This window comes from Desulfothermus naphthae, from assembly GCF_054657475.1.
The window spans coordinates 96018-118243 of sequence record NZ_BAAHYQ010000001.1 but is presented as its reverse complement, the minus strand read 5'-3'; the positions used below and the strand labels follow the sequence as shown (position 1 = coordinate 118243).

Sequence of the window (22226 nt, the reverse complement as noted above, 5' to 3'; positions counted from 1 at the left end):
CAAGAAGAGGGGTAAAACGCATCAACCAAAAGAAGAGCGTTTGAAGGGTGGTAGGGAGTCAGATCATCTCATAGTACTCAGAGACGGTAGCACCCGATCACAAGGGGAAGGGGATGACGATATTGTGTAGCCCGTAAAGGAAACATATGCGGATAAGAAAGGCTGATAAACATATGCCAACCTCACTGCGGGGAATAGCAAAGAAGGCAAAGGAAGACTCACAACACCAATTTGGAGAGATGATGGAGTATTTTAAAATACCACGTCCCAAAATAATCGGTTACTGGAGTTAACTAAGCTTTTGTACGAAGCGAACAATATCGAAGAGCCCTGTGCGAGAAAACCGCACGCAGGGATCTGTGAGGGGGGCTGTAGGGTAATCGGCAGTCCTACCTTAATTACGTCATAAAGAGGAGGATAACTATATGCAGATTCTAAAGAAAATAATCAACAAAATGATAACATTAGTCGCAAGTATTTTTTTGAAAGAAAAAATATGTATAGGTAAAGACATTTATATGAGGAGGCTTTTATTGCCAAATCTTATGTCTAAAACGTTGCATCATGAAGAATTTTTAGATGATATATATAGAGCAGCACTAAAGAAAAATGAAGGGGCTATCATTGATGTAGGAGTAAATACTGGGCAGACCTTGCTTAAAATTCTTTCTTTTGACAAAAATCGTCTGTACTTTGGCTTCGAACCACAGAGCACAGCTGCTTCATGTGTTGAAAGTTTTTTAATTGAGAACAAAATCAAAAACTATTGTATTTTGCCAATTGCACTTTCTGATAAAAATGAATGCGTACTGCTTCATATAAGAGGAAACGGAGTCTATTCTATGGCATCGGACGTAGCAAGTATGATTGACGGATTCAGGCCAGCGAATTTTTACAATTATAAAAAATATATATATGCTGCCCGTGGGGATGAAGTTATTGACAGTTTGGGCATACCTTCAATAGCTCTAATAAAGGTTGATGTGGAAGGTGCTGAACTTGAAGTAATAAAAGGACTTAAAATGACAATAGACAAGCATCGTCCTTTCATACTCTTCGAAGTTCTCCACCATTATCTTGTAGTGACAAAAGAAAAACTTGATAAAGAGTCAATCGATTTTAGGGAATTGCGAATACAAGAATTGGAAGAAATACTTCGGACAAAAAAATATCACATATACCCAATGTCTCAGGAAAGATGTCGCGTTAGTGAGATAAGAAAGGGGTTCTTTTCTTGAGCTCTTATCTTATCATCCTTCCCCCTAGGGGGAAGGGGAAATTTTAACCTGGGCGAAAAGGAGTCTTTTATTATGTTTTATCCTGAAGATGTTAAAGAAAGTGTGCTTAAGCAAATTTTAACCACTTCAAAAACAGTTGCTGCTATTGCAAGAGAGAATAATATCCCCTATAGTACAGTGATGACATGGAAAATTAACGCTCAAAAAGGAAAAACAATGAATAAAAAATTTTCAGCTGAAGAAAAACTTAATTTACTTTTTCAATGTGCCTCAATGAGTGAGATTGAGGTGTCCAGGTTTTGTAGGGAAAAAGGCATATATCCGAGTACATTGGAGAAATGGAAACAGGCCTGTCTGGAAAATATTGATAACCGTTCTAATAAGGAATTCAAGAAAAAAGAGAAAAGATTAAAACAGAGGATTTGCAAGTTAGAAAGGGAAATACGGCGAAAGGACAAGACTATAGCAGAGACAACGGCTTTATTGGTGCTTAAAAAAAAATGGGAAAATTTCTTGGAGGAGCAAGAGGACGAAAGATAGAGTTACAACAAAAAGAATATGCTTACAAAGCTATAACACAAGCCAAAAAAGAGGGGTGTAGTTTGAAAAAAGCATGTGATCTTATTGGGATTTCAATAAGGACTTACCAACGATGGAAGAGTGCAGGGACTTTGGAAGATAAGAGAAAAGATGTCCCCAGGAAGCCAGCTAACAAGTTGTCTGAGCAAGAAAGAAAAAAGATCTTATCTATTTGTAATTCAGAGACCTTCAAAGAGTTATCCCCCAATAAGATTGTACCCATGTTAGCTGACAGAGGGCAATATATTGCATCAGAAAGTACTTTTTACCGTGTACTCAGAGAAGCAGGTCAATTGACACACAGACAAAGGTCTAAATCCAAGACATATTCCAAACCTAAACATTATAGAGCTTCAGGGCCGAATCAGATTTGGAGTTGGGATATCACTTATCTTCCTACATTAATCCAAGGCATGTTTTTTTATTTATACATGTACATAGATATTTATAGCCGTAAGATAGTAGGATGGGAGGTATATTCAGAACAAAAAAGTGACTTGGCAACAAAAGTACTAAATAGAGCTTTGCTTTGTGAAAATATTACAGGACAAGGGCTTGTGATTCATTCAGACAATGGTAAGCCTATGAAAGGCTCAAGCATGTTAGCTACTATGCAGAATTTAGGGATAGTGCCATCTTTTAGTCGCCCTCATGTTAGTGATGATAATCCATACATAGGGTCCCTTTTTAAAACAGTAAAATATTGTCCTGAGTATCCATGTAGATTTTCTAGTCTGGAAGAAGCCAGGAATTGGTGTCTTGAATTTGTTAATTGGTATAATTTTAAACATTATCACAGCAAAATTAAGTTTGTTACGCCTGAGCAGAGACACTTAGGCTTGGATATTGAGATTTTAGCCAAGCGTAAAGATGTATACAAAAAAGCCCGTTCTAAACATCCAGAACGGTGGTCTGGAAACATTCGGAATTGGGATCCTATTTTAAGTGTTGATCTCAATCCAAAAGCTAAACAACATCTTAAAAAGGTTGCTTGATGGGAAAAAATAAAATAACTTTTGGTGACATCTTTACTGACATTCACCGTATATCAAATTAATGGGAACAAGAAAATAATCAAAATAGCGAAAATCGAGCCTAAAGTTGTCAATGATTTAGCATCAACAAATTATATTGCAGTACCTGAGGAGAAAGAGATTGATTTCAGTGCATCTTTAGAATCGACCCGACGTATAACAACGGGTTGAACAAGGACTGCCAATTACGCTGCGCTTCATTGGCAGCCTGTTAACCTTAACGTTAAAAAAGAACACCTAAACAAAGGAGGAAATCAATTATGGCAGCAACCGTAATTGGAAGGATGGAGTCTGGTAATGGCAAAAGCTATGAAGTTAAGTGGGATCAATCCAGCAAAGATGTTTATATTTCATGAGGCGGTTTGTCACATGTCGGTAAAGCTTCTTCTGCAAATGAAGCAATGAATAAGGCAGAAGTGGGGCTATAATAAGTCTATAATAAGTAGAAACCCATTAACAATCTCAAAGAGGAGGATTTAAAATGAAATTAATTCTTACAAAAGATCAAAGCAAAGGCATGATGGGAGGAGTAAGTTTTGAAGTAAAAGCTCAAGTACAGGTAGGTGATGAAGAGAAAATGAAGTTTAAGAATTATTGTTATTTTGGATTACTTTTTATTTTTGTTATGGCCTTCTTGGCCAGTTGTGCTCCCACTGCACGTGTTCCAGTTTTAAAGCCAGCTGAAGTTAACTTGCGTGGAATTGATACCATTGCGGTAGGAGATATTAACGGTAATATTGGACCATCTGTGGCTGATTTATTGACAAGCAGGTTATTTGAATCGGGCAAATTTACCGTCGTTGATAGACAAAATCTGGATAAAATAATGAGAGAACAGCGTTTAAATCTCAGTGGGGCAGTCGATACCGAGACAGCTGCAAAATTGGGGAAATTGATAGGTGCCGCTTGTTTAATTACCGGAAATGCTAATATGAAGTATGAATTAAAACGCTGGAAAGGTAAAGCTTGGCAGGATAAAGAAGGAAAATGGCACCAGTCATATAATGTCAAAGGGATTGCGAAAGTAAATAGCACGTTAAAGGTTATCGGATTAACTACTGGCCAAATTTTGGCTGTAAAATCAATATCAAAAGAGGCAAGTGATTCAGATTGGGAAGACAACAAATGGCCCGCTAATCCTGATAAAGATAGAATTGTTTCCAGTGCTGTAAATAGCATGATTGATACATTTATGAACATGATAGTGCCGTATACTGTTTATATCCAAGTAAAGTTTGAAAAGTCTAAATTACCTGAATCAGAAGCTGGTGTAAATTTTGCGAGGCAAGGGTTATGGAAAGATGCCTTAGAACAGTTTAAACTAGCCAAAGACAAAGCCCCAACAGAATCTGCTTCATGGTACAATTTAGGCCTCGCATATGAATATAATTTTATGTATAGGCAAGCTATAGAAGCATTTAAAGAGGCTAACAAAATAAAACCATCAGAGAAATACATTACCGAAATAAGTAATGTTAAACGTTTACAAGCAGAGAGAAAAAAATTAGAAGAGCAAGGTGTTATTAATCCTGAAAAATAGTGAATGTGAATAGATAAGCCCATGTTTTACTGTGGGCTTATCTATTCACATAAAAGATTCTGTGGATATCTTTTTTGATAAGTTGGAGTTAATCTTTATGAATAAGCAACTGAGAATCATTATAGTTTTATCTCTAGTTTTTTTCCCAATTTTTTCATATTCTCAAGATTTTATTACTGTGAATTCCGAAGGTGTTGGGGATATTATTATCGAAAAAGCCGAGAGTCGTGCAAGAGATGTTGCTATTGAAGATGCACTTCGTAGAGCAGTTGAAAAAGCAATAGGTACATTTATTAATTCTGAAACTATTGTTAAGAATTCAGTGCTTATTAGTGACTCAATATACACTCAAGCTAGGGGCTATATTAAAGAATATACAATTCTCAATGAAGTTTCTGATGGAAATTTATACAGGGTTTCAATAGAATCGCATGTTTCTAAAATAAAAATACAAGATGATTTAGAAGCCTTAGGGCTATTAATAGCCAGAAAACATAAACCAAGAATTATGGTTATAATTCCAGAATACCATATTCATAGAACAATTCATGATCCCGCCTGTGAAACAGAAATTATTAAGAAATTGCTGGAAAAGGGATTTAAAGTGGTTGATCAATCACAAGTATCGAAAATTAGATATAACGAACAAATAAAAGCGGGAATAGAAGGCGATGCTAAACTTGCCGCTAAGATTGGATTAGAATATGGTGCAGAAATAATAATAATTGGTGAAGCATTTAGCGAATCGGCTGGTAGAGTTGTCAGTGGTTTTACAACTTGCCGTGCAAGAGTTGAAGCAAGGGCTATTAGAACTGATACAGCAGAAATTTTAGTGGCTGACGGTAAACACGCAACAGACCTTGATATAGCTGAAGTTATAGCAGGGAAAAAAGCTTGCCAAAAAGCAGGCTCTGAACTTGCCACATATTTCATCGATCAAATTCTTAGCAAGTGGAGCAGTGATGTTACGAATCTAACAAGCGTCAACATGATAATCAATGGATTGAATTATGAACAGTTTATTAAATTCAAGCATGTACTTATACAAAATATAAGAGGCATAAAAGCAATACATCAAAGATCATTTACCAATGGTCGTGCTGTTGTTGAAATTGATTTGAAGGGTAATACTCAATTTTTATCCCAGGAATTAATATTAAAGAAAATTAATGGTTTTAACGTAGATGTTACAGATTTCTCTGCAAACAGGTTGTCCATTAACGTCAGTGTGAAATAGACTTTCCTATATGGTTTGAAAAATATTTTGTCTCTAAAATTGGAGATTCAGTTGATGCACTTAGTATGTAGAACTAATAAACTCACGAAGAGAAAGGATAATAAAGCAGCTACCAAAGAAAAAAAAAGAGAAGAATTTTTCACATTGTCAGATCGTTATCGTAGTCGATGCTTAAAAAGTATATAATTCACTGAAAATACTTGCTAATCTGTCTTAATTAATGTAATATAATCTACCAGAAAAGGCTAAAAATCTGTAAAAAACTGGTCGAAAAAGTTAAAAAAATGATAGGTGAGTTATATGCAAACGCGTTCGCCAAAATATAGAGTACCTAGTTTGTTATGTACTGATTTATTAGATCAAATTAATCCTAAACATCCATTGGTAATTTTATCTAAAAAAATTCCATGGGAAGAATTTGATAAAGCATTTGCAAATAATTAACAAACTAAAGTTCCGAAAACTGCATGTTGATTTGTGTTATGAATTTCTTAGTTATTGATAAGTCCCATAACTTTGCCTGAAAAAAAAAATTGAATGTTCACAGGTAATTTCCTAAATAGGTGATTAGTCAACACTCCATAAGGAGGAAAATTACCTGTGAACAACAACTTTATCGCTCAATTTTCAAAAAATATCAAGTTTTCCTACACATCTTCAGCAATTCTCGGTGAGGGACAAATTAGATCATTTTAGATGTTTTATCTCCTTCTTTCAGATTCAAAAAACTACCCTCTATTAAAAATTTAAGAAAATTTGATATAAAATACCACTTCTCTTCGGTAAAATATCCTCTTATAATCTCTTTTTGGACGCACTACTCCCTCAAACTTATTTCCATAAATTCAAAAAATATTCTCTCAAAACACTTTTTACTATGGAGGAGAGTAAAAAAACTTCAGATATTCCTCCAAACTCTCAAATAACAAAATCCGAAATGTCACTCGCAAATGATTCCAGTATTCTTTCCGAGAACTAAATTTCGCTCGACATTTCTGATATAATAGGTCCGTTAATTCTAATATCTGATGTACAAAAAATGCTCATAAATTTAAAAGAAAAAAAATTATTGATAAATTCTTCTTACCATGACCAAAATTATGTTCTAAGTGATAACCTTGATTCTTTAATGTATTAAACGTCTCATTCTCTATCTTCCATCTCGATCGGCCACCTCTTACTAAATGTTCTATATTGTCTCTACTAAGGGTTATATCTGTTATCCAACTATTCTGATAATTAACTTTCTCTTCTCCTATAATCTTATATTCAAAATAATTTACCCAAATTGTATCATCATATCCATTTAATGGTACTTCATTTATCCATTCATATACATGTTTACGGCCTTTCTTATCCTTGTATTCCATTCTCGATACATTTCCCATCCTCTTTTGTTCTGATACCCACTCCATCATCAACTTATGATCCTTAGGCTTGGCTACTAGAATATAACTCATATTTTTATCTTTTAGTTCTTGAATAAATGGCTGTTTTGAATAAAGACTATCTCCCACTATTATAATCCCTAATTTCGGATGAGCTCGTCTAATCTTATTTAATATCCTTTTCCCTGCATTTATTTCACAATCCTGCTTCTCTGTTCCATCTGTATTCCTTACTTGTTCAGGTGCTAAAACAATTACCTGTCTATGGTCTGGATGCACTAAAGCTGCTTGTAAAATCTGATGGTAATAACGAACTTTACCTCTCTTAGATCTCTTTACAAGACACCCAGGACAGCATATCTTTTCTGAACTAAAATACTCTGACCCATCTAATGTAATCAAATACTTCCCTCCCCAAAATCGATAATTCTCCAAATGTTTACCTCGTTGCAATGCCTTAAAATAATCTAAAAATACTTCCTCTAACTTATCAATATCACTATTATCTAAAACTTCCCTAATCTGGCTATCCTTAGGAATTGATTTTACTTTAAAAACTGTTTCTAAATTACTCCTATTTTGCTTCTCTTTCATCCTGCGTTGAAAAGATAATAAAGAAGGATCCTGAAAAAACATCATGGCAAAACCACTCATAAAACAATCATGGAGACTATGTTTCACCTTACTTTGATCACGCTTATCTTCTATCTCTAACACCCGACTAGACAATTTTTCCCTTAATGCTGTAAAACTTAAATGTTTTTTTATATGCATAAAATAATTCCTCTCTCTTAATTTTTTTCTACTATAACTTCTTTGTATAATAATTACAAGGAATTATTTAAACATTAGTACAATTTTTCCCCAAACCTTCAATATCCTCCTTTTCCCCATACTTTGCGAAAAATAAATATCATTTTTCTTGTATTACCCCTTAAATACTAACTCCACAAACTCACCGAGAATTGCTGATATTATCTTCACTGTTCATCCCTTTATCAAATACAACGGTCATGTGTGTATTTTCCTGATTAAATTCGCAAAGGACCCCAAACATCTCATCTATAATGCTGTTAAAGACTTTTGAATCATGCTCATTTCCTTTATATTCTCGGTAGAATAAAGGTAATTTAGTGTCCGAATCTACAACAAGAGCAAGACCTATTTGGCGAAGGTGATGTTTGCTGTCCTTGTTGTGGCCACGTTCAAATAACTCTGACTGTGTGCTTGAGGCCATGTAGCTGTAATAATTGGTTGTGTCAAATAGTAAGCATTTCGGTGACCTTTTTTTGGTAGCCCAAACTTTTTCAAAAAAGGCCCTTTGAATAGCATCTATCTGTTGTGGGGAAACCCTATTCCATTTTTCCCAGTACTTGGCAGAAGTAAGGTCTGAAATACAAATTTTGCGAATAGAACTTATGGCGGTTTTTCTGTACCATTGGCCAATAGCATTTTTGCTTTTAGGCTCTATCAAACGACTAGCCCAGGCATAAAAAAAATATTCTCCTAAAGATGGGCCTTTTTCACGAGGATTTGGTTTGACAATAGAGTCAACAATGCCAATGGTGTTAATGATATTTTCTAACTCATTAACGATGAACACTGATCCAAATTCCTCACTTTGGATCCTCAGAGGCACACCAGATGATTCAGCTTTTTTGAGTCTTTTAAGAATACTATCAGGTGTGCCGAGGTACTTTTGCCATTTTACTTTAACCTTTTTACCTTCTCTGACAGTTTCTCTCAAATACCAATAGGTTCTACCTTTAATTTCTTTTTGTATAAATGTGCCATAAAGATACTGTAATAAATAATGAAAGATTAATAAAATATGATAGGTTCTACTTAAAGAAGTGCTCCAATCCCTTAATTGATGCGGGTTTTAGCAAAACTTTCTAAATTAACTCTGAAACTCCTGTGAGAGAATATTTTTTGAATTTATGGAAATAAGTTTGAGGGAGTAGTGCGTCCAAAAAGAGATTATAAGAGGATATTTTACCGAAGAGAAGTGGTATTTTATATCAAATTTTCTTAAATTTTTAATAGAGGGTAGTTTTTTGAATCTGAAAGAAGGAGATAAAACATCTAAAATGATCTAATTTGTCCCTCATCGAGAATTGCTGCAGCAATTCTCGGTGAGAAAAAATTTGATCTTACGGATTTATTTTGTTATAAGAAATAGTTATAGAGTTTTTTTTTGTATATTTTTTAATATATTTTACGAAAAAAAAATTATAATTTTTCTCGTATTTCCTTATAAATCCTACGTTTACAAAACTCACCGAGAATTGCTGGAATTGCTGTTTTTTTATTGACATATTGGAAATTCTTGAATAATATTTATAAATAGTTCTAAATATAGGAGGAGGAGTATGAATAATATTCCAAGCATAAGTGCTTTACATGCTTATGGAATCAGACAACAGGTAAATGCAAATAATGTAGCCAATGTAAACACTCCTGGTTTTAAACCGTCAAGGGTAAGTATGGAAGAGGCCCCTAATAGACAAGGGGTTCGAATTCAAGATATCTCCAGGCAAGATGAAGAGCTAAGGACCCAAGGGCAACCACAAGAGCAGATGGAGACAGAAAGAAAAAATGAGCCCAGTAAAACAGACCTTGTCACTGAATTTACTGAATTGCTGGAAAATAAAAATGCATATAATGCAAATGCTCAGGTAATCAGGGTAAATGATCAAATGAATGGTGAAGTTGTTAATAAATTAGTTTAAAACTAACGGAACTAGAACATTAAAAAATAGATATTAACTTTTTCCACCGAGAGTTTTAGAAGCTACCAGTTAATTTAAATTAAAAATTGTGTACAAATTAAATGCTAGCCAGTACAATATATCTTCAGCAGATAAATTTGTCTCTAACATCAAATAAGCCTGGTTCAAGACATAGTTCACATTCCAGAAATTATAAGGAGTAATATTTTTTTTAAAAAATTCGGTCACATCATTTAATGGGTCCTTAGAAAGGGTATTAAGGATAGACCTTTGAAGAGAAAATATTATCTCTTTAACTAGATTCTTATCTGTTTTTTTACCTTTTAAAATATTAAAAAGTCCTTTTCCACTAACCCAAAAATTTAAAAGGCCCTTAATTATCTTCTTTATGTTTTCCTCTTCAAACTCCCTTATTTTCCACCTCAAAGTAAGTAAAAAACTCCTAGAAATTATAGTGGGAAGAAGGAGTGTTTTTTGAGGCACCAATAAAACAAAGAGATTTTTATCTTCTGGCTCTTCTAGTACCTTTAAAAGAGAATTTGCTGCCTGAACAGACAAATTTTGGGCTTCATTAAATAAAAAAATTCTATAATTGGCTTCTCTGGGAGGTATATCCCTGTCTCTTTGTATTATCCTAACCTGGTCAATTTTTATAGATTCATGCCTACCATCTAATATATAAAAATCAGGCGACCTTTGTTCCAGAATACCTTTACACAAATCGCACTCAAGGCAGGGGGGTGATTGATCAAAGGGACAATTTACAAGGGCACTCCAATATTTTCCTATTTCAACCCTATCATCACATAGTCCGCCCTCGATTATAAGTACCCTGGGCGGACTATTTTTAAGCACATTTAATATTTTGATTGACCTTTTATGTTCAAGTAAAAATTCTCTATTCACAAAGATTAATCTACCTAAAGATTGTTTGGGATCTCTCAGGCCCGACTGAGATAATTTTTACCTTAACCTCAAGTGAATCCTCTATAAATCGTATATAATCCAGTGCTGCAGGGGGCAGTTCATCAAAATTCCTTATTTGTGAAATATCTTCATTCCACCCTTTCATTGTCTCATAAATCGGTGTTACTTTTGCGAGACCATTTTCTATCTGAGGAGGATATAAAATTTCCTTGCCATTAAATTGATATTTGGTACATATTTTCAAAGGGTCTAAACCTGATAACACATCCAATTTGGTCAGCACTATGGATGTTATATTATTTAGCCTCACGGACTCTCTGAGTACAACTAGATCAAGCCAACCACATCTTCTAGGTCGTCCAGTAGTGGCCCCAAATTCACCTCCCTTGCTCCTGAGATATTCGCCTGTTTCGTTGTTGAGTTCAGTTGGAAATGGCCCTCCTCCAACTCTTGTTGTGTAGCTTTTAACTACTCCCAAAATTTCATCAATTACTTTGATTCCACAACCTGCACCAGCACATACATTGGAAGCAACTGTATTAGAAGATGTTACATAGGGATAAGTGCCATGATCTATATCTAAAAAAGTCCCCTGCGCGCCTTCGAACAAAATAGCCTTTCCTTTATTCATAGCGTTGTAGATCTCAGTTGATATATCAGCAAGATAGGGCCTCAATTTTTTAAGATTATCTCCTATTTTTTCTAAAATCTCATCTAAAGATATTTCTTTAGAATCAAAATAATGTTTAAATAATACATTTTTTTCCGCCAATGCCCTTTCAATTTTTTCTCTCAATCTTTTTTCATCTAACACATCACAGGCCCTAATTCCTACCCTTGAGACCTTATCTTCGTAAGCTGGGCCAATACCCCGTCCAGTAGTTCCAATTTTATTACTTCCACTCTTTTTTGATTCCCTTAAATTATCCAACATCTTATGATAAGGCATAATAAGATGGGTTTTATAACTGATCTTAAGGCGCTGAGGAGATACAACAATTCCTGACCTTTCTAATTCATCTATTTCTTCACAAAAGATTTCTGGATCCAGAACAACTCCATTACCAATTAAACAAAGTTTGCTCTCATGCAAGATTCCAGATGGGACAAGATGTAAAATAATCTTTTTATCTCCAACAACAAGTGTATGACCTGCATTTGCCCCTCCCTGAAACCTGACTATCACATCAGCTTCCTGACTAAGTAGATCAACAATTTTTCCCTTACCTTCATCTCCCCATTGGCTTCCTATAATTACCCTATTTTTTTTCATAATATTACCCCTACTCACCCTTATCGTCTTTTTTGGTTTTTAAAAAAATGACCTTCCCTTTTTGTTTTTGTTGTTTTTCTCCTGACACAGGACCTGCAAGTTCTTTTTTTTCTTTGACCTCCATAGGAAATTTTCTATTAAATCTTTTTTCTAGACGGGTAAGATGTAACCATCTTACATTAAATAATTGATTTTTCCACCTAACAGCCTGGATCATCGACAGAATAATTACAGATTGCTCCCATTTTTTGGAGGGCTCAAACCGCTGTACCTGTTGATAATATTTATCCCACAATCCAACAAGTGATGCCTCATCAAGTGACAAAAGTTTGTCCGCTAATTTTTCTAGTATCCTTTCCAAACCCCACCTCTCTTCACTTTACGTTATCAAACTTTAAATTATGGAAAAATATTAATGTTTAATAATATCAAATGCTTATAGCTTAAATAGGCAAAATTAATAACCCCAAATTCCTGACACATAACTAGGATAACCTTTTATAAACAATCCTTCAAGTGTTGATTAAAGTAAAATAATTGATAAAAGAACAGGCATTCCCTTTGTCAAACTAAAAATTTTTTTATTAAACAATTAATTGATTTATTTGCCGTTGTTTATTAAGAAACTTCACAAATCAATTCGAAATAAAGGAGAATCACCAAACTTTCTAAATTAAAATTTGCTAACTAGTTTTAATGATTCATTAAAATCCATTGATACTCTTTTTGTTTAAAGTCAGAAATTATATTTTAGTTTTAAATAAATTTGGAAGATCAATTAAAGAGAAAGTAAAAAATTAACATTAAGGAGTTTGTAAAATGAAGGAAATAAAAAAAATGTACTATTCTATTTTAAAGGACCCTTTTCCAAGAGAACTCCACATAACTGTCGGCGACCAGGAGCTGGTTTATAAAAAACGTACTTGGGTAATAGGTGGTGAAGAAAAAGGCTTGAGATATGGAGAAAATCCTGATCAGCCTGCAGCTCTTTATGAACTATATCAAGGAACTTTAGAATTGGGAGATGTAAAATTCAGGGTGCCATCAAAAAATTATCAATTGCTCTCCACTATAAATGAAGAAAATATGCTTCAAGCTGGAAAACACCCTGGGAAGATAAATTTAACAGACGTAGACAACGGAATAAATGTTCTTCAATATCTCACAAAAAAGCCTGCCTGTGTGATATTAAAACATAATAACCCCTGTGGTGCTGCTTGGTCAAATAAAGGAATTTTAGATGCTTTAAGCAAGGCTTATTTCAGCGATAGGATTGCTGCCTTTGGAGGCACAGTTGTCACAAATAGCCCTATTAATAGGGATGCTGCAGAATTTATTAATAAATATTATTTTGAAGTAATTGCGGCTCCAGAATATGAACAAGGAACCCTAGAGATTTTAAAACAGAGAAAAAATTTGAGAATACTGAAAATTGAAGGTCTTGCAAATCTGGAAAAACTGATAAATGAGCCCTTTTTAGATATAAAATCCTTGGTTGATGGCGGTATGATTCTGCAATTTTCTTTTAGGAACAAAATACTTGAACCTAAAGACTTTTTGCCAGCCCAGGCATCTAAAGATGGAGAGACCATTATTGCCCGACAACCTACTAAAAAGGAATTTGATGACCTAGTATTTGCCTGGGCCGTTGAAGCAGGTGTTACCTCAAACTCTGTTCTCTTTGCCAAAGATGGAGCCACTGTGGCCATAGGCACAGGTGAACAGGATAGAGTTGGCTGCGTTGACTTGACCATACACAAGGCATATGTAAAATATGCTGATAAGTTGACCTATGAAAAGACTGGGTTATCTTTTTACGAACTTAGACAAAAGGCCCGGTCTGACACCAAACAAAGAGATCTTTTAGAAGAAATAAACCATCAGGTGCAACAGGACAAGGGAGGATTACCTGGCTCAGTAATGGTCTCTGATGGATTTTTCCCCTTCAGAGACGGAGTGGATTTAGCAATTGACCAAGGAGTCGTGGCCATAGCTCAGCCTGGTGGATCATTAAATGATTATGAAGTCATTAAGGCAGTTAATGAAGCAACTCCACAGGTTGCAATGGTATTCACAGGACAGAGATCATTTAAACATTAATATAAATCTTAAAAAACAGGGAATATCAATTGATGTTCCCTGTACATAATAATAAGGTTTTAAGAATTGTGAACAACCAATTAAATCTAAAACCAGGGTGTATAGTTGAATACCTACATTCAAATCAATTGAATATAGGAAGTATTTTATCCACAGAAAAAAATTTGACCCTAATAACACAACAGAACAGGACAATAAAGATCACTAAAAGTCGTATATTACCCTGGATTGGTCCATATCTTAAGCAAGACCTACTTCGTCAAGATATCCTTGACAAAATGCAAATTATTCATGCAGAGAGGGAAAAAATAAAATCAAAAATAAATACCGAGGAAATCTGGCAATTGGTCCATGAGGAAGTTGAAGAATGTACTGTTCATTGGCTGGCAGAACTTTTGTGGGAAACTCCTGACGCCAATCATGTGGCAGGATTGGGCAGGGCATTGGTTGAAGACAAAATCCATTTTAAGTTTGTAAATCCTAACTTTAAAATATTTTCTCCTGATATAGTTGAAAATAAATTAAATCAATTAAAACAGGCTGAAATAGAAAGAAAAATAATTGATGCGGGGAGACGATTTTTCAGCATCCTCTGGGAAAAAAGACAAAATCCAAAAGTGGAACTACCACATCTGGAAGAAAATATCAGAAATGAATTGGTACTTTTTTTAAAAAAGGGTATTGCAAATCCAGATAATAAAGGTTTTCAAAGCAAGTGGAAAAAACTCACCCAGGATATTCCAGATCAACCTCATCTACCTCTTATACTGGCACAAATCTGGAATCTCGTACCAAAACACTATAACTATCTCTTAGATCAGGCTGATTATAAATGGGGTGATGAGTGGAGTGAAAAATTCAAACAAGAGATTCAAAAAATAAAAGACAATTTTTATAGGACACAGGGAAATCCAGAACAAATACCTTTTATTTCTATTGATTCTGCTTCAACTAAAGATATCGATGATGCTTTTTACATAGAAGGAACAGAAGAAACAGGATATACACTGTATCTTGCCTTTGCATACCCTATTTTAGGATGGCAATTTGAAACAGAGCTAGATAAAGAAGTTGCTAAAAGGACTTCCAGTTTGTACTTACCAGAAGGTACAACTCATATGTTGCCAGAAGAGTTAGGTACAGATCTATTTAGTCTACATGCCAAAAAGATAAAACCTGGTTTAATAATCAAAATTGATCTATCCCCTTCTGGCACAATTAAATCTTATGAACTAAAAAAATCGTGGATTAAGGTGGCATCTAACTTAACCTACAAGGAGGTTGAGTCATTAATAGAACAAAAAAAGGATCCCCAGTTAATAAGAGCTCACAAGATAGCTGAGAGGCTTAGAGAACAAAGATTAGAAAAGGGTGCAGTAATAATTGAAAGGCTCGAGCCCATAATAGTGTTAACTCCAATGCAGGATGATTATGAAATAGATTTAATACAGCCAGAACCCTATAACAAGGCACAATTAATAGTATCAGAATTTATGATCCTTGCAAATTCAATTGCTGCAAAGTGGGCTCAGACACAGGATATCCCACTTATATTTCGCAACCAGGACATAACCCTTCCCAGGGAAAGCAGCGGTGTATGGAGAGATCCTGTTAAGATTTATGGCGTAATTAAACTTCTGAGTGCAACTACCATTGAAACAATACCAAGACCCCATGCTTCATTGGGAACAGAGGGATATGCTCCAATAACTTCTCCTTTAAGAAGATACATTGATTTTTTAAATATAGCACAAATAGATAGAGCTTTGGGGGGTAACGCCCCTTGGTCAAAAGAAAAATTGGAATCTATGCTGCCTTATTTAAGCGTCAGGTTACAAGAAGCCACAAAAATACAAAAGTTTAGAACTAGATACTGGAAGTTGCTATACCTAAAAAGATATAGTAAAAAGAAAAACTGGCAGGCAATAGTGGTAGATAGGGATCCTCAAAATTACACAATGATACTACCAATTGAGCAACTATTAGTTAAAGTCCCTCAGAGTCTGTTCAGAGGAGAAGTATTTTTAGGGAAAAAATTTTGGCTGAGGTTTAATAAAATTGATCCTTTAAACAACATAATAAAAATAAAAAAAGTGGAGGAAGAAACATGGAACAATTAATTGCTCAACTAATCTGGCTAGGCATCTCTTACCTTATCGGGGCAATACCATTTGGTTTGATTATCGCAAAATCTAAACAGGGAATAGATTTAAGACAAGTAGGGAGTGGAAACATAGGAGCTACAAATGTAGCAAGGACATGTGGATTTTTCTACGGCCTGTGCACCTTTTTGTTAGATATGTTAAAAGGAATAATCTCTGTTGCTATTGCATTTAAATTGTCTGCAAATCCTATATTTATCTCTTTAGCAGCTATTTCTGTTATAGTAGGACACATGTATTCTGTTTTTCTAAATTATAATGGAGGAAAAGGAGTTGCAACTACTATAGGAATCTATCTTATATTAAATCCATGTGCTTTAATTATTTCTGCTATAATATCCCTTTTAATAATTTATTTAACAGGATATGTATCCCTTGGGTCAATAATCCTTGTGATGGTAATGGTTATTTTCATGCTATTTCAAAAAGGATTTATATACTTTATACTCTCACTTATAATCATGTTACTTGTAATAAACAAACATAAAGATAATGTTGTTAGAGTCTTAAAAGGTCAAGAAAATACATGGAAAAAGAAAATTTAACTTATGTAGAAATTGCTATAAATAAGGGGCCAATTTTATTAAAAAAAGGGCAGCCTTTTAAGGCTATATTGGCCCCTTTTTCTAATTATGATTGTCCTGCAAAATTCATAGGGGATATTGAAAAAATATCCATTGGATCCTTTTTAGGGGAAGACATAAATCATCCAAAATTTAAAATAGTAGATATTCTCTGGACTAATATTTCCTCAAGTTTAGTAATTGATATAGAGTTAATGGTTTTAGATGATATTTCTTTAGAAGAAAAAAACATATTTATTTTATGGAAAAACTCCTTTTCTTTGGCAAGGATAACCCTTAGTGATAAAGGATTTATAGGAAAAAGAGAGGATCTGAGTGGACCACTTATAGAAAGTTTAATAAAAAGCCATTTGCCTCTATGTCAATGCCTTTCAATCACCATTCCTGATAATTATCACTTGCTATTGAATATTTTGACCGAAATGGCCTATTTGAAAAAGTTCGATTTGATAATTACTACAGGTGGTACTGGGGTGACTGAGAGAGATATAACACCAGATGCAACAGAAAAAATAATAGAAAGACGGCTATGGGGTTTTGAACACGCAATATTCTCTGAAGGATTGAAAAAGACAAAACATGCAATAATATCTAGGGCAATCTGTGGAATAGCTAAACAATCATTAATCATTAATCTACCTGGGAGTAAAAAGGCTGTATTAGAAAATCTATCTTCCATCTTACCAGCCCTTAGACATATCCTTGATAAGATAAAAAATGACCCAACAGAATGTGGAAACTAAAATCTTTTCCAAAAATTTCGAGGAACATCTTGAGAAGATTGTTGTAAAGATATGTTTATTTCGTCTTATTGTATTTATAGTATTATCTTTACCAATTTTAATAATAAACATTGAAAATTTTGAGTTTACCCATTCTCTTGGTGGATTTTTTGAACATAAAGATATTTTGGGTTTTATTTTTAGTGGACTCTTTTTTACCCTCTTTTTTATAATAACATGGCGCTTTTTTTCTAATATTCTTTTATTTTTTAGACTTCAACTTATAACAGATATAATACTCGCCACTTATTTTTTACTTATAACTGGAGGAATATCCTCTAATGGAAGTTTTTTATTTTTGGCAATTGTTTTTTTATATGGGAAAACACTAGGAAAAAAAACATTGATATTTACCTTTACTTCTATTTTATTAATACTTATTGCAGTGACTGTTTTCCAATTAAAAGGTGTAAATATATTTAATTTAAAAACATTAAATGCACATACAGCTCTTTACTATAACTCATTACAGCTATTAGCTTTATGTCTAATTTTTCTTCTTGCAAGAATGGGAGAGTCAAGAGAAGAAATTTTATTGAAAGAAATCGCTAAACAAAAAGATGCACTGACTAAGGCTAATATATTAAAAACAAAAGTATTTGATTGGATAAATAGTGGAATTATAGTTTTAGATAAAAATGGTAATATTGAGAGTATAAATAAAATGGGTGCAAAAATATTAAATCTTAATGATTCCTATATTTTAACAAAACCATTAAGAGAAGTTTTTTATCCTTTTTATGAAATATGGAATAAATGGAATAAAGAGGATTTGATCAGAGATGAAATAAAAGATAAAGGACGTATTCTTGGAGTGACGCTTTCAAAAACACCGAACAATGGAGGTTATTTAATTATTTTTTCTGACATAACCAGAATAAAGGAACTAGAGCAAAGGGTTGTTCAAATGGAAAAATTAGCTGCTCTTGGTGAACTCGCTGCAGGACTGGCCCATGAAATAAAAAATCCTCTATCAGGCATAAAGGGATCATTGCAGCTTTTAAATAATAGTAAACTAACCACAAAACAAAAAGAAAGACTAAAAAAGGTGATATTTAGGGACATACAGAGGCTAGACAACCTGCTTAAGGACTTTTTATACTTTGCAAGGCCAAAGGATCCAGTGAGTGAAGAGATAGATTTAGAAAATTTTTTGACCCAGCTAATATTTCAAATAAAACTCACAAATCCAAATGTAGAAATAAAACTCACACCTTCTATCAAAGGAAAGAAAATAATATGGGATCAGGACCAATTAAAGCAGGTTATGTATAATCTTATTTTAAATAGTATTCAAGCAATGGAAAAAACAGAAAAAAAACAAATTATTATAGGATTTGGAAAGGACAGATTAAACAACTTTATGATCTTTGTTCAAGATATGGGAAAAGGGATAGATAAAAATAACATAAAGAAAATATTCAACCCCTTTTTCACAACAAAGTCCCAAGGATCTGGACTCGGACTATCCATTGCTGTACGCCTATGTAGACAAAACAATTGTGTATTAGATATAAAAAACAGGCGAAGCAAAGGAACCATTGCAAAGATATATTTAAATAAACACATTGGAGGATAAGTTGTTTGTAGCAGATCTACATATACATTCAAAATACTCCCGTGCAACCAGCAAAAACCTTACTATAAGAAAACTAGCAGCATGGGGTGTAATAAAGGGAATTGATGTGATTGGGACAGGTGATTTTACTCATCCTGGATGGATGAAAGAAATAGAAGAATATCTATACCAAAAGGAAGATGGACTCCTATATCTTAAGGATAGCTCAAGCCTAGAGAAAGAGTTAGAAATTCCATTAGAATCAAAAATAGAGCCAAAACTATCTTTTATCCTTACTACAGAGATTAGCTCAATATACAAAAAGGGTGGGAAGGTTCGAAAAATTCATAATTTGGTTGTAATGCCAAGTATTGAAGCAGCAAAAAAATTCAACAAAAAACTTGCTCAAATAGGCAATCTAGAATCTGATGGCAGGCCTATTTTGGGTCTTGATTGTGAACATCTGCTTGAGATGGTATTGGAGACCCACGATAAGGCCTATTTGATCCCTGCTCACATATGGACTCCCTGGTTTTCTTTGTTCGGCTCAAAATCGGGCTTTGACACAATATCTGAGTGCTTTGGTTCCCTTACTGAGGAAATCTTTGCACTGGAGACAGGTCTATCATCAGATCCACCAATGAATTGGCTTTGGAGTGAGCTGGATAGATTTTACCTTGTATCAAACTCTGACGCACATTCAGGACCAAAATTGGGCAGAGAGGCAAATCTGTTTAAGGGGGAAATATCTTATTACAACATTTATAATGCACTAAAATACAGGACAGGGAATTTTCTGGGGACAATAGAATTTTTTCCAGAAGAAGGTAAATATCACCTTGATGGGCATAGAAAATGTGGAGTGGTACTTGATCCTCTTAAGTCAATTGAACTTAATAATATTTGTCCAGTGTGCAAACAACCTCTCACCATTGGGGTGATGCACAGAATCATATCTTTATCTGATAGACAAACTCCTAAAAAACCTCCCCATGCACCTGATTTTCACTCACTTATTCCTCTTCCTGAGATCATTTCTGAAATCACAAGAAAAGGGCCAAACACAAAGGCGGTCTATAATATATATTCATCACTTATTAAAGAATTTAGATCAGAGATAAATATCCTTATGCATGTACCAATTGAGGAGTTGAGAAAATTTTCTCCCAAGCTTGCCATTGGCATAGACAAGATGAGAAAAGGAGAGGTCCATAAAGAACCTGGATTTGATGGTCAGTATGGCAGGATTTCTATCTTTTTAGATATCAAAGAAAAAGAGTCTTTCAAAAAGGTAGAACTCCCGCTTAAAAAAAATCAAAGCTCCCTTAAAAAATCAAAAATAAAATTTAATAAAGAACAACTTGAGGCAATTTGTACAGAAAAAACTCCCTGCCTTGTAATTGCAGGTCCAGGAACTGGAAAAACCAGGACAATAATTGGAAGGACTATACACTTAATAAAAGAAAAAAAGGTATTACCAGAAAAAATCTTGATACTCACCTTTACCACCGCTGCATCTTTAGAACTGCAAAATAGACTTGGTAATTATAGAGAACGTTCTATTCCCAAAATATCAACAATACACAGTCTTGGTTACGAATTACTAAAAAAAGAATTAGGTCATGATCCTATTATCCTAAGTGAAACAGAGGCAAAAATCCTATTTTTACAAGGGGCTAAACAAGGGTTGTGGGATAGATATCTATTTGAAAGGGAAAGAATGCTCCCAATAACTTCAAAGGAACTCCATGAAAAATATAGACAGCTCAAAAAAGAAAAGGGAATTTTTGACTATACTGACCTTGTTGAATTTTTATTAACTTATTTAAAAAACAAGCAAAAAAATAAAGACCTGTATTTTGAACATCTATTAGTGGATGAGATACAGGATCTATCTCCAATTCAAATTGAGGCAATAAAACTATTACTTCCTCCTGATGGAAGGGGATTTTTTGGAATCGGTGATCCAAATCAGGCGATATACTCTTTTAGAGGAGGGGTAAGAGATATTATATCTACATATAAAAAGATCTATCCCAGGCTAGAAATTTTATCCCTTAAAGAAAATTATCGCTCAAAACAAGAAATTATTGAACTCTCGGCCCCTTTAATTCAATTTGGCAGTGGCACTCTTTCAGCTAGCAATGACAAGGCAGAGATTTATTTATACAAGGCACCTACCTCTTCTATAGAAGCATCATGGATTGCAAAACAAATCAAAGGATTAATAGGCGCTACTTCTCATATAGAGGCGGATTTAGGCAAAACAGGGCAGATTTCCCCATCAGAAATAGCAGTACTTTTGAGGTTTAAAGCCCTCATTCCACCCATAAAAAAAACTCTTGATAAAATGGGTATCCCATGTTCCACACCAGAAGAGATGAATTTCTACGAAGATCCGAATATGGAAAAATTTTTACAACTGATTATCACTTCTCTTTTAAATAAAAGTGGACCTTTTAAAGAAACAGATGTATCAAATTTAAAAGAACTTGAAAAAATAGCAGGAGAGATGAATATATTTGATCCACTATTTTTTACAGCTCCTGCCTATAAAAAATTTAAATCAAAACTTAAGGAGCTTGGAGATATAAACAAATTACTCAATTGGATAGCCTTACAAAAAGAGTATGATACAATATCAAAAAAGGCAGAAAAAGTATGTTTAACCACAATCCACGCATCAAAAGGACTTGAATTTGAAGCAGTATTTTTGCCAGCCCTAGAGCAAAATATAATCCCTTTTTGCAAAGAAGCATTTTCAACGGATAAGAGTTCCTTATCAGATGCAAATATAGAGGAAGAAGAACGACTCTTGTTTGTTGGAATAACCAGGGCAAGGTCAAAATTATATCTTAGCTATGCTGAAAAAAGGACTATTTTTGGTAAAAAAATAACTTCAGCGGTATCTCCAATACTAAAAAAACTCAGGCTTGATAAGGCCGTAATGATAAAGGCGAAGCTAAAAAAAAGAAAAAAAATTGTGGATAGCTCTCTTACATAATTTTGATATACTTCTCTATTTAACAACTTGAAAAAAGTTACGTTTTTTAGAGAAACTTAAATTATTGGAAGTTTTTGCGTAATGAGGG

General features: G+C 34.0%; 19 protein-coding genes. 14 read left to right on the top strand and 5 right to left on the bottom strand.

All coding sequences use genetic code 11. The features are described 5' to 3' along the window. The first annotated feature begins 146 nt into the window (after positions 1-146). From ACYQ1E_RS00555 to ACYQ1E_RS00525, 7 genes are all read left to right on the top strand, one after another. Entirely contained in the window at positions 147-293 is a 147-nt protein-coding gene (locus ACYQ1E_RS00555; RefSeq protein ID WP_459874718.1) for a hypothetical protein, read from the top strand. Between the two features lie 132 nt (positions 294-425). Beyond that, positions 426-1238, top strand: coding sequence for an FkbM family methyltransferase (locus ACYQ1E_RS00550; RefSeq protein WP_459874717.1), 813 nt, complete (start codon positions 426-428; stop codon positions 1236-1238). Between the two features lie 72 nt (positions 1239-1310). Beyond that, a complete protein-coding gene (locus ACYQ1E_RS00545) occupies positions 1311-1778 on the top strand; it encodes a transposase (RefSeq protein ID WP_459874716.1) in 468 nt (155 codons plus the stop codon). Beyond that, entirely contained in the window at positions 1739-2812 is a 1074-nt protein-coding gene (locus ACYQ1E_RS00540; protein WP_459874715.1) for an IS3 family transposase, read from the top strand. The genes ACYQ1E_RS00545 and ACYQ1E_RS00540 overlap by 40 nt, the downstream gene beginning before the upstream one ends. Before the next feature lie 520 nt (positions 2813-3332). Beyond that, positions 3333-4391 carry a CsgG/HfaB family protein gene (locus ACYQ1E_RS00535; RefSeq protein ID WP_459874714.1) on the top strand — a complete coding sequence of 353 codons (1059 nt, stop codon included), beginning with the start codon at positions 3333-3335 and terminating at the stop codon, positions 4389-4391. Positions 4392-4488: 97 nt separating this feature from the next. Further along, the gene (locus tag ACYQ1E_RS00530; protein ID WP_459874713.1) at positions 4489-5628 is read left to right on the top strand and encodes a hypothetical protein; all 1140 of its coding nucleotides are present in this window, start codon (positions 4489-4491) and stop codon (positions 5626-5628) included. A 300-nt stretch (positions 5629-5928) separates the two neighbouring features. Further along, positions 5929-6072, top strand: a complete 144-nt coding sequence (locus ACYQ1E_RS00525; protein WP_459874712.1) for a hypothetical protein — start codon at positions 5929-5931, stop codon at positions 6070-6072. A 599-nt stretch (positions 6073-6671) separates the two neighbouring features. Here the strand turns inward: ACYQ1E_RS00525 and ACYQ1E_RS00520 are convergent. Further along, positions 6672-7790: a transposase gene (locus ACYQ1E_RS00520; RefSeq protein WP_459874711.1), complete on the bottom strand. Its 1119-nt coding sequence runs from the start codon at positions 7788-7790 to the stop codon at positions 6672-6674. Between the two features lie 181 nt (positions 7791-7971). Further along, on the bottom strand, positions 7972-8763 hold the full coding sequence (locus tag ACYQ1E_RS00515; RefSeq protein WP_459874710.1) for an IS1634 family transposase: 792 nt from the start codon (positions 8761-8763) through the stop codon (positions 7972-7974). A 625-nt stretch (positions 8764-9388) separates the two neighbouring features. On the opposite strand from ACYQ1E_RS00515, the gene ACYQ1E_RS00510 reads away from it, so the two are divergent. After that, the gene (locus tag ACYQ1E_RS00510; protein ID WP_459874709.1) at positions 9389-9748 is read left to right on the top strand and encodes a flagellar basal body protein; all 360 of its coding nucleotides are present in this window, start codon (positions 9389-9391) and stop codon (positions 9746-9748) included. A 69-nt stretch (positions 9749-9817) separates the two neighbouring features. Here the strand turns inward: ACYQ1E_RS00510 and ACYQ1E_RS00505 are convergent, their stop codons facing one another. The 3 genes from ACYQ1E_RS00505 to ACYQ1E_RS00495 are packed head-to-tail and all read right to left on the bottom strand — an operon-like array spanning position 9818 to position 12309. Next, complete coding sequence (locus ACYQ1E_RS00505; protein ID WP_459874708.1) at positions 9818-10654, bottom strand: hypothetical protein; 837 nt, start codon at positions 10652-10654, stop codon at positions 9818-9820. A 10-nt stretch (positions 10655-10664) separates the two neighbouring features. Then, positions 10665-11948: an adenylosuccinate synthase gene (locus ACYQ1E_RS00500; protein WP_459874707.1), complete on the bottom strand. Its 1284-nt coding sequence runs from the start codon at positions 11946-11948 to the stop codon at positions 10665-10667. Positions 11949-11958: 10 nt separating this feature from the next. Next, complete coding sequence (locus tag ACYQ1E_RS00495) at positions 11959-12309, bottom strand: hypothetical protein (RefSeq protein ID WP_459874706.1); 351 nt, start codon at positions 12307-12309, stop codon at positions 11959-11961. Positions 12310-12767: 458 nt separating this feature from the next. Between ACYQ1E_RS00495 and ACYQ1E_RS00490 the strand changes: the two genes are divergently transcribed. The 6 genes from ACYQ1E_RS00490 to ACYQ1E_RS00465 are packed head-to-tail and all read left to right on the top strand — an operon-like array spanning position 12768 to position 22138. Then, a complete protein-coding gene (locus tag ACYQ1E_RS00490; RefSeq protein WP_459874705.1) occupies positions 12768-14048 on the top strand; it encodes an IMP cyclohydrolase in 1281 nt (426 codons plus the stop codon). A gap of 32 nt (positions 14049-14080) precedes the next feature. Further along, positions 14081-16168, top strand: a complete 2088-nt coding sequence (locus ACYQ1E_RS00485) for a ribonuclease catalytic domain-containing protein (protein ID WP_459874704.1) — start codon at positions 14081-14083, stop codon at positions 16166-16168. After that, complete coding sequence (gene plsY, locus ACYQ1E_RS00480; RefSeq protein ID WP_459874703.1) at positions 16156-16755, top strand: glycerol-3-phosphate 1-O-acyltransferase PlsY; 600 nt, start codon at positions 16156-16158, stop codon at positions 16753-16755. Before ACYQ1E_RS00485 ends, plsY begins: the two co-directional genes overlap by 13 nt. Next, complete coding sequence (locus tag ACYQ1E_RS00475; protein WP_459874701.1) at positions 16737-17537, top strand: MogA/MoaB family molybdenum cofactor biosynthesis protein; 801 nt, start codon at positions 16737-16739, stop codon at positions 17535-17537. The genes plsY and ACYQ1E_RS00475 overlap by 19 nt, the downstream gene beginning before the upstream one ends. Then, positions 17512-19155 (top strand): sensor histidine kinase, encoded by a 1644-nt coding sequence (locus ACYQ1E_RS00470; RefSeq protein WP_459874700.1) that lies wholly within the window; start codon positions 17512-17514, stop codon positions 19153-19155. Before ACYQ1E_RS00475 ends, ACYQ1E_RS00470 begins: the two co-directional genes overlap by 26 nt. 1 nt (position 19156) lies before the next feature. Next, positions 19157-22138 carry a UvrD-helicase domain-containing protein gene (locus ACYQ1E_RS00465; protein WP_459874699.1) on the top strand — a complete coding sequence of 994 codons (2982 nt, stop codon included), beginning with the start codon at positions 19157-19159 and terminating at the stop codon, positions 22136-22138. Positions 22139-22226 lie beyond the last annotated feature (88 nt).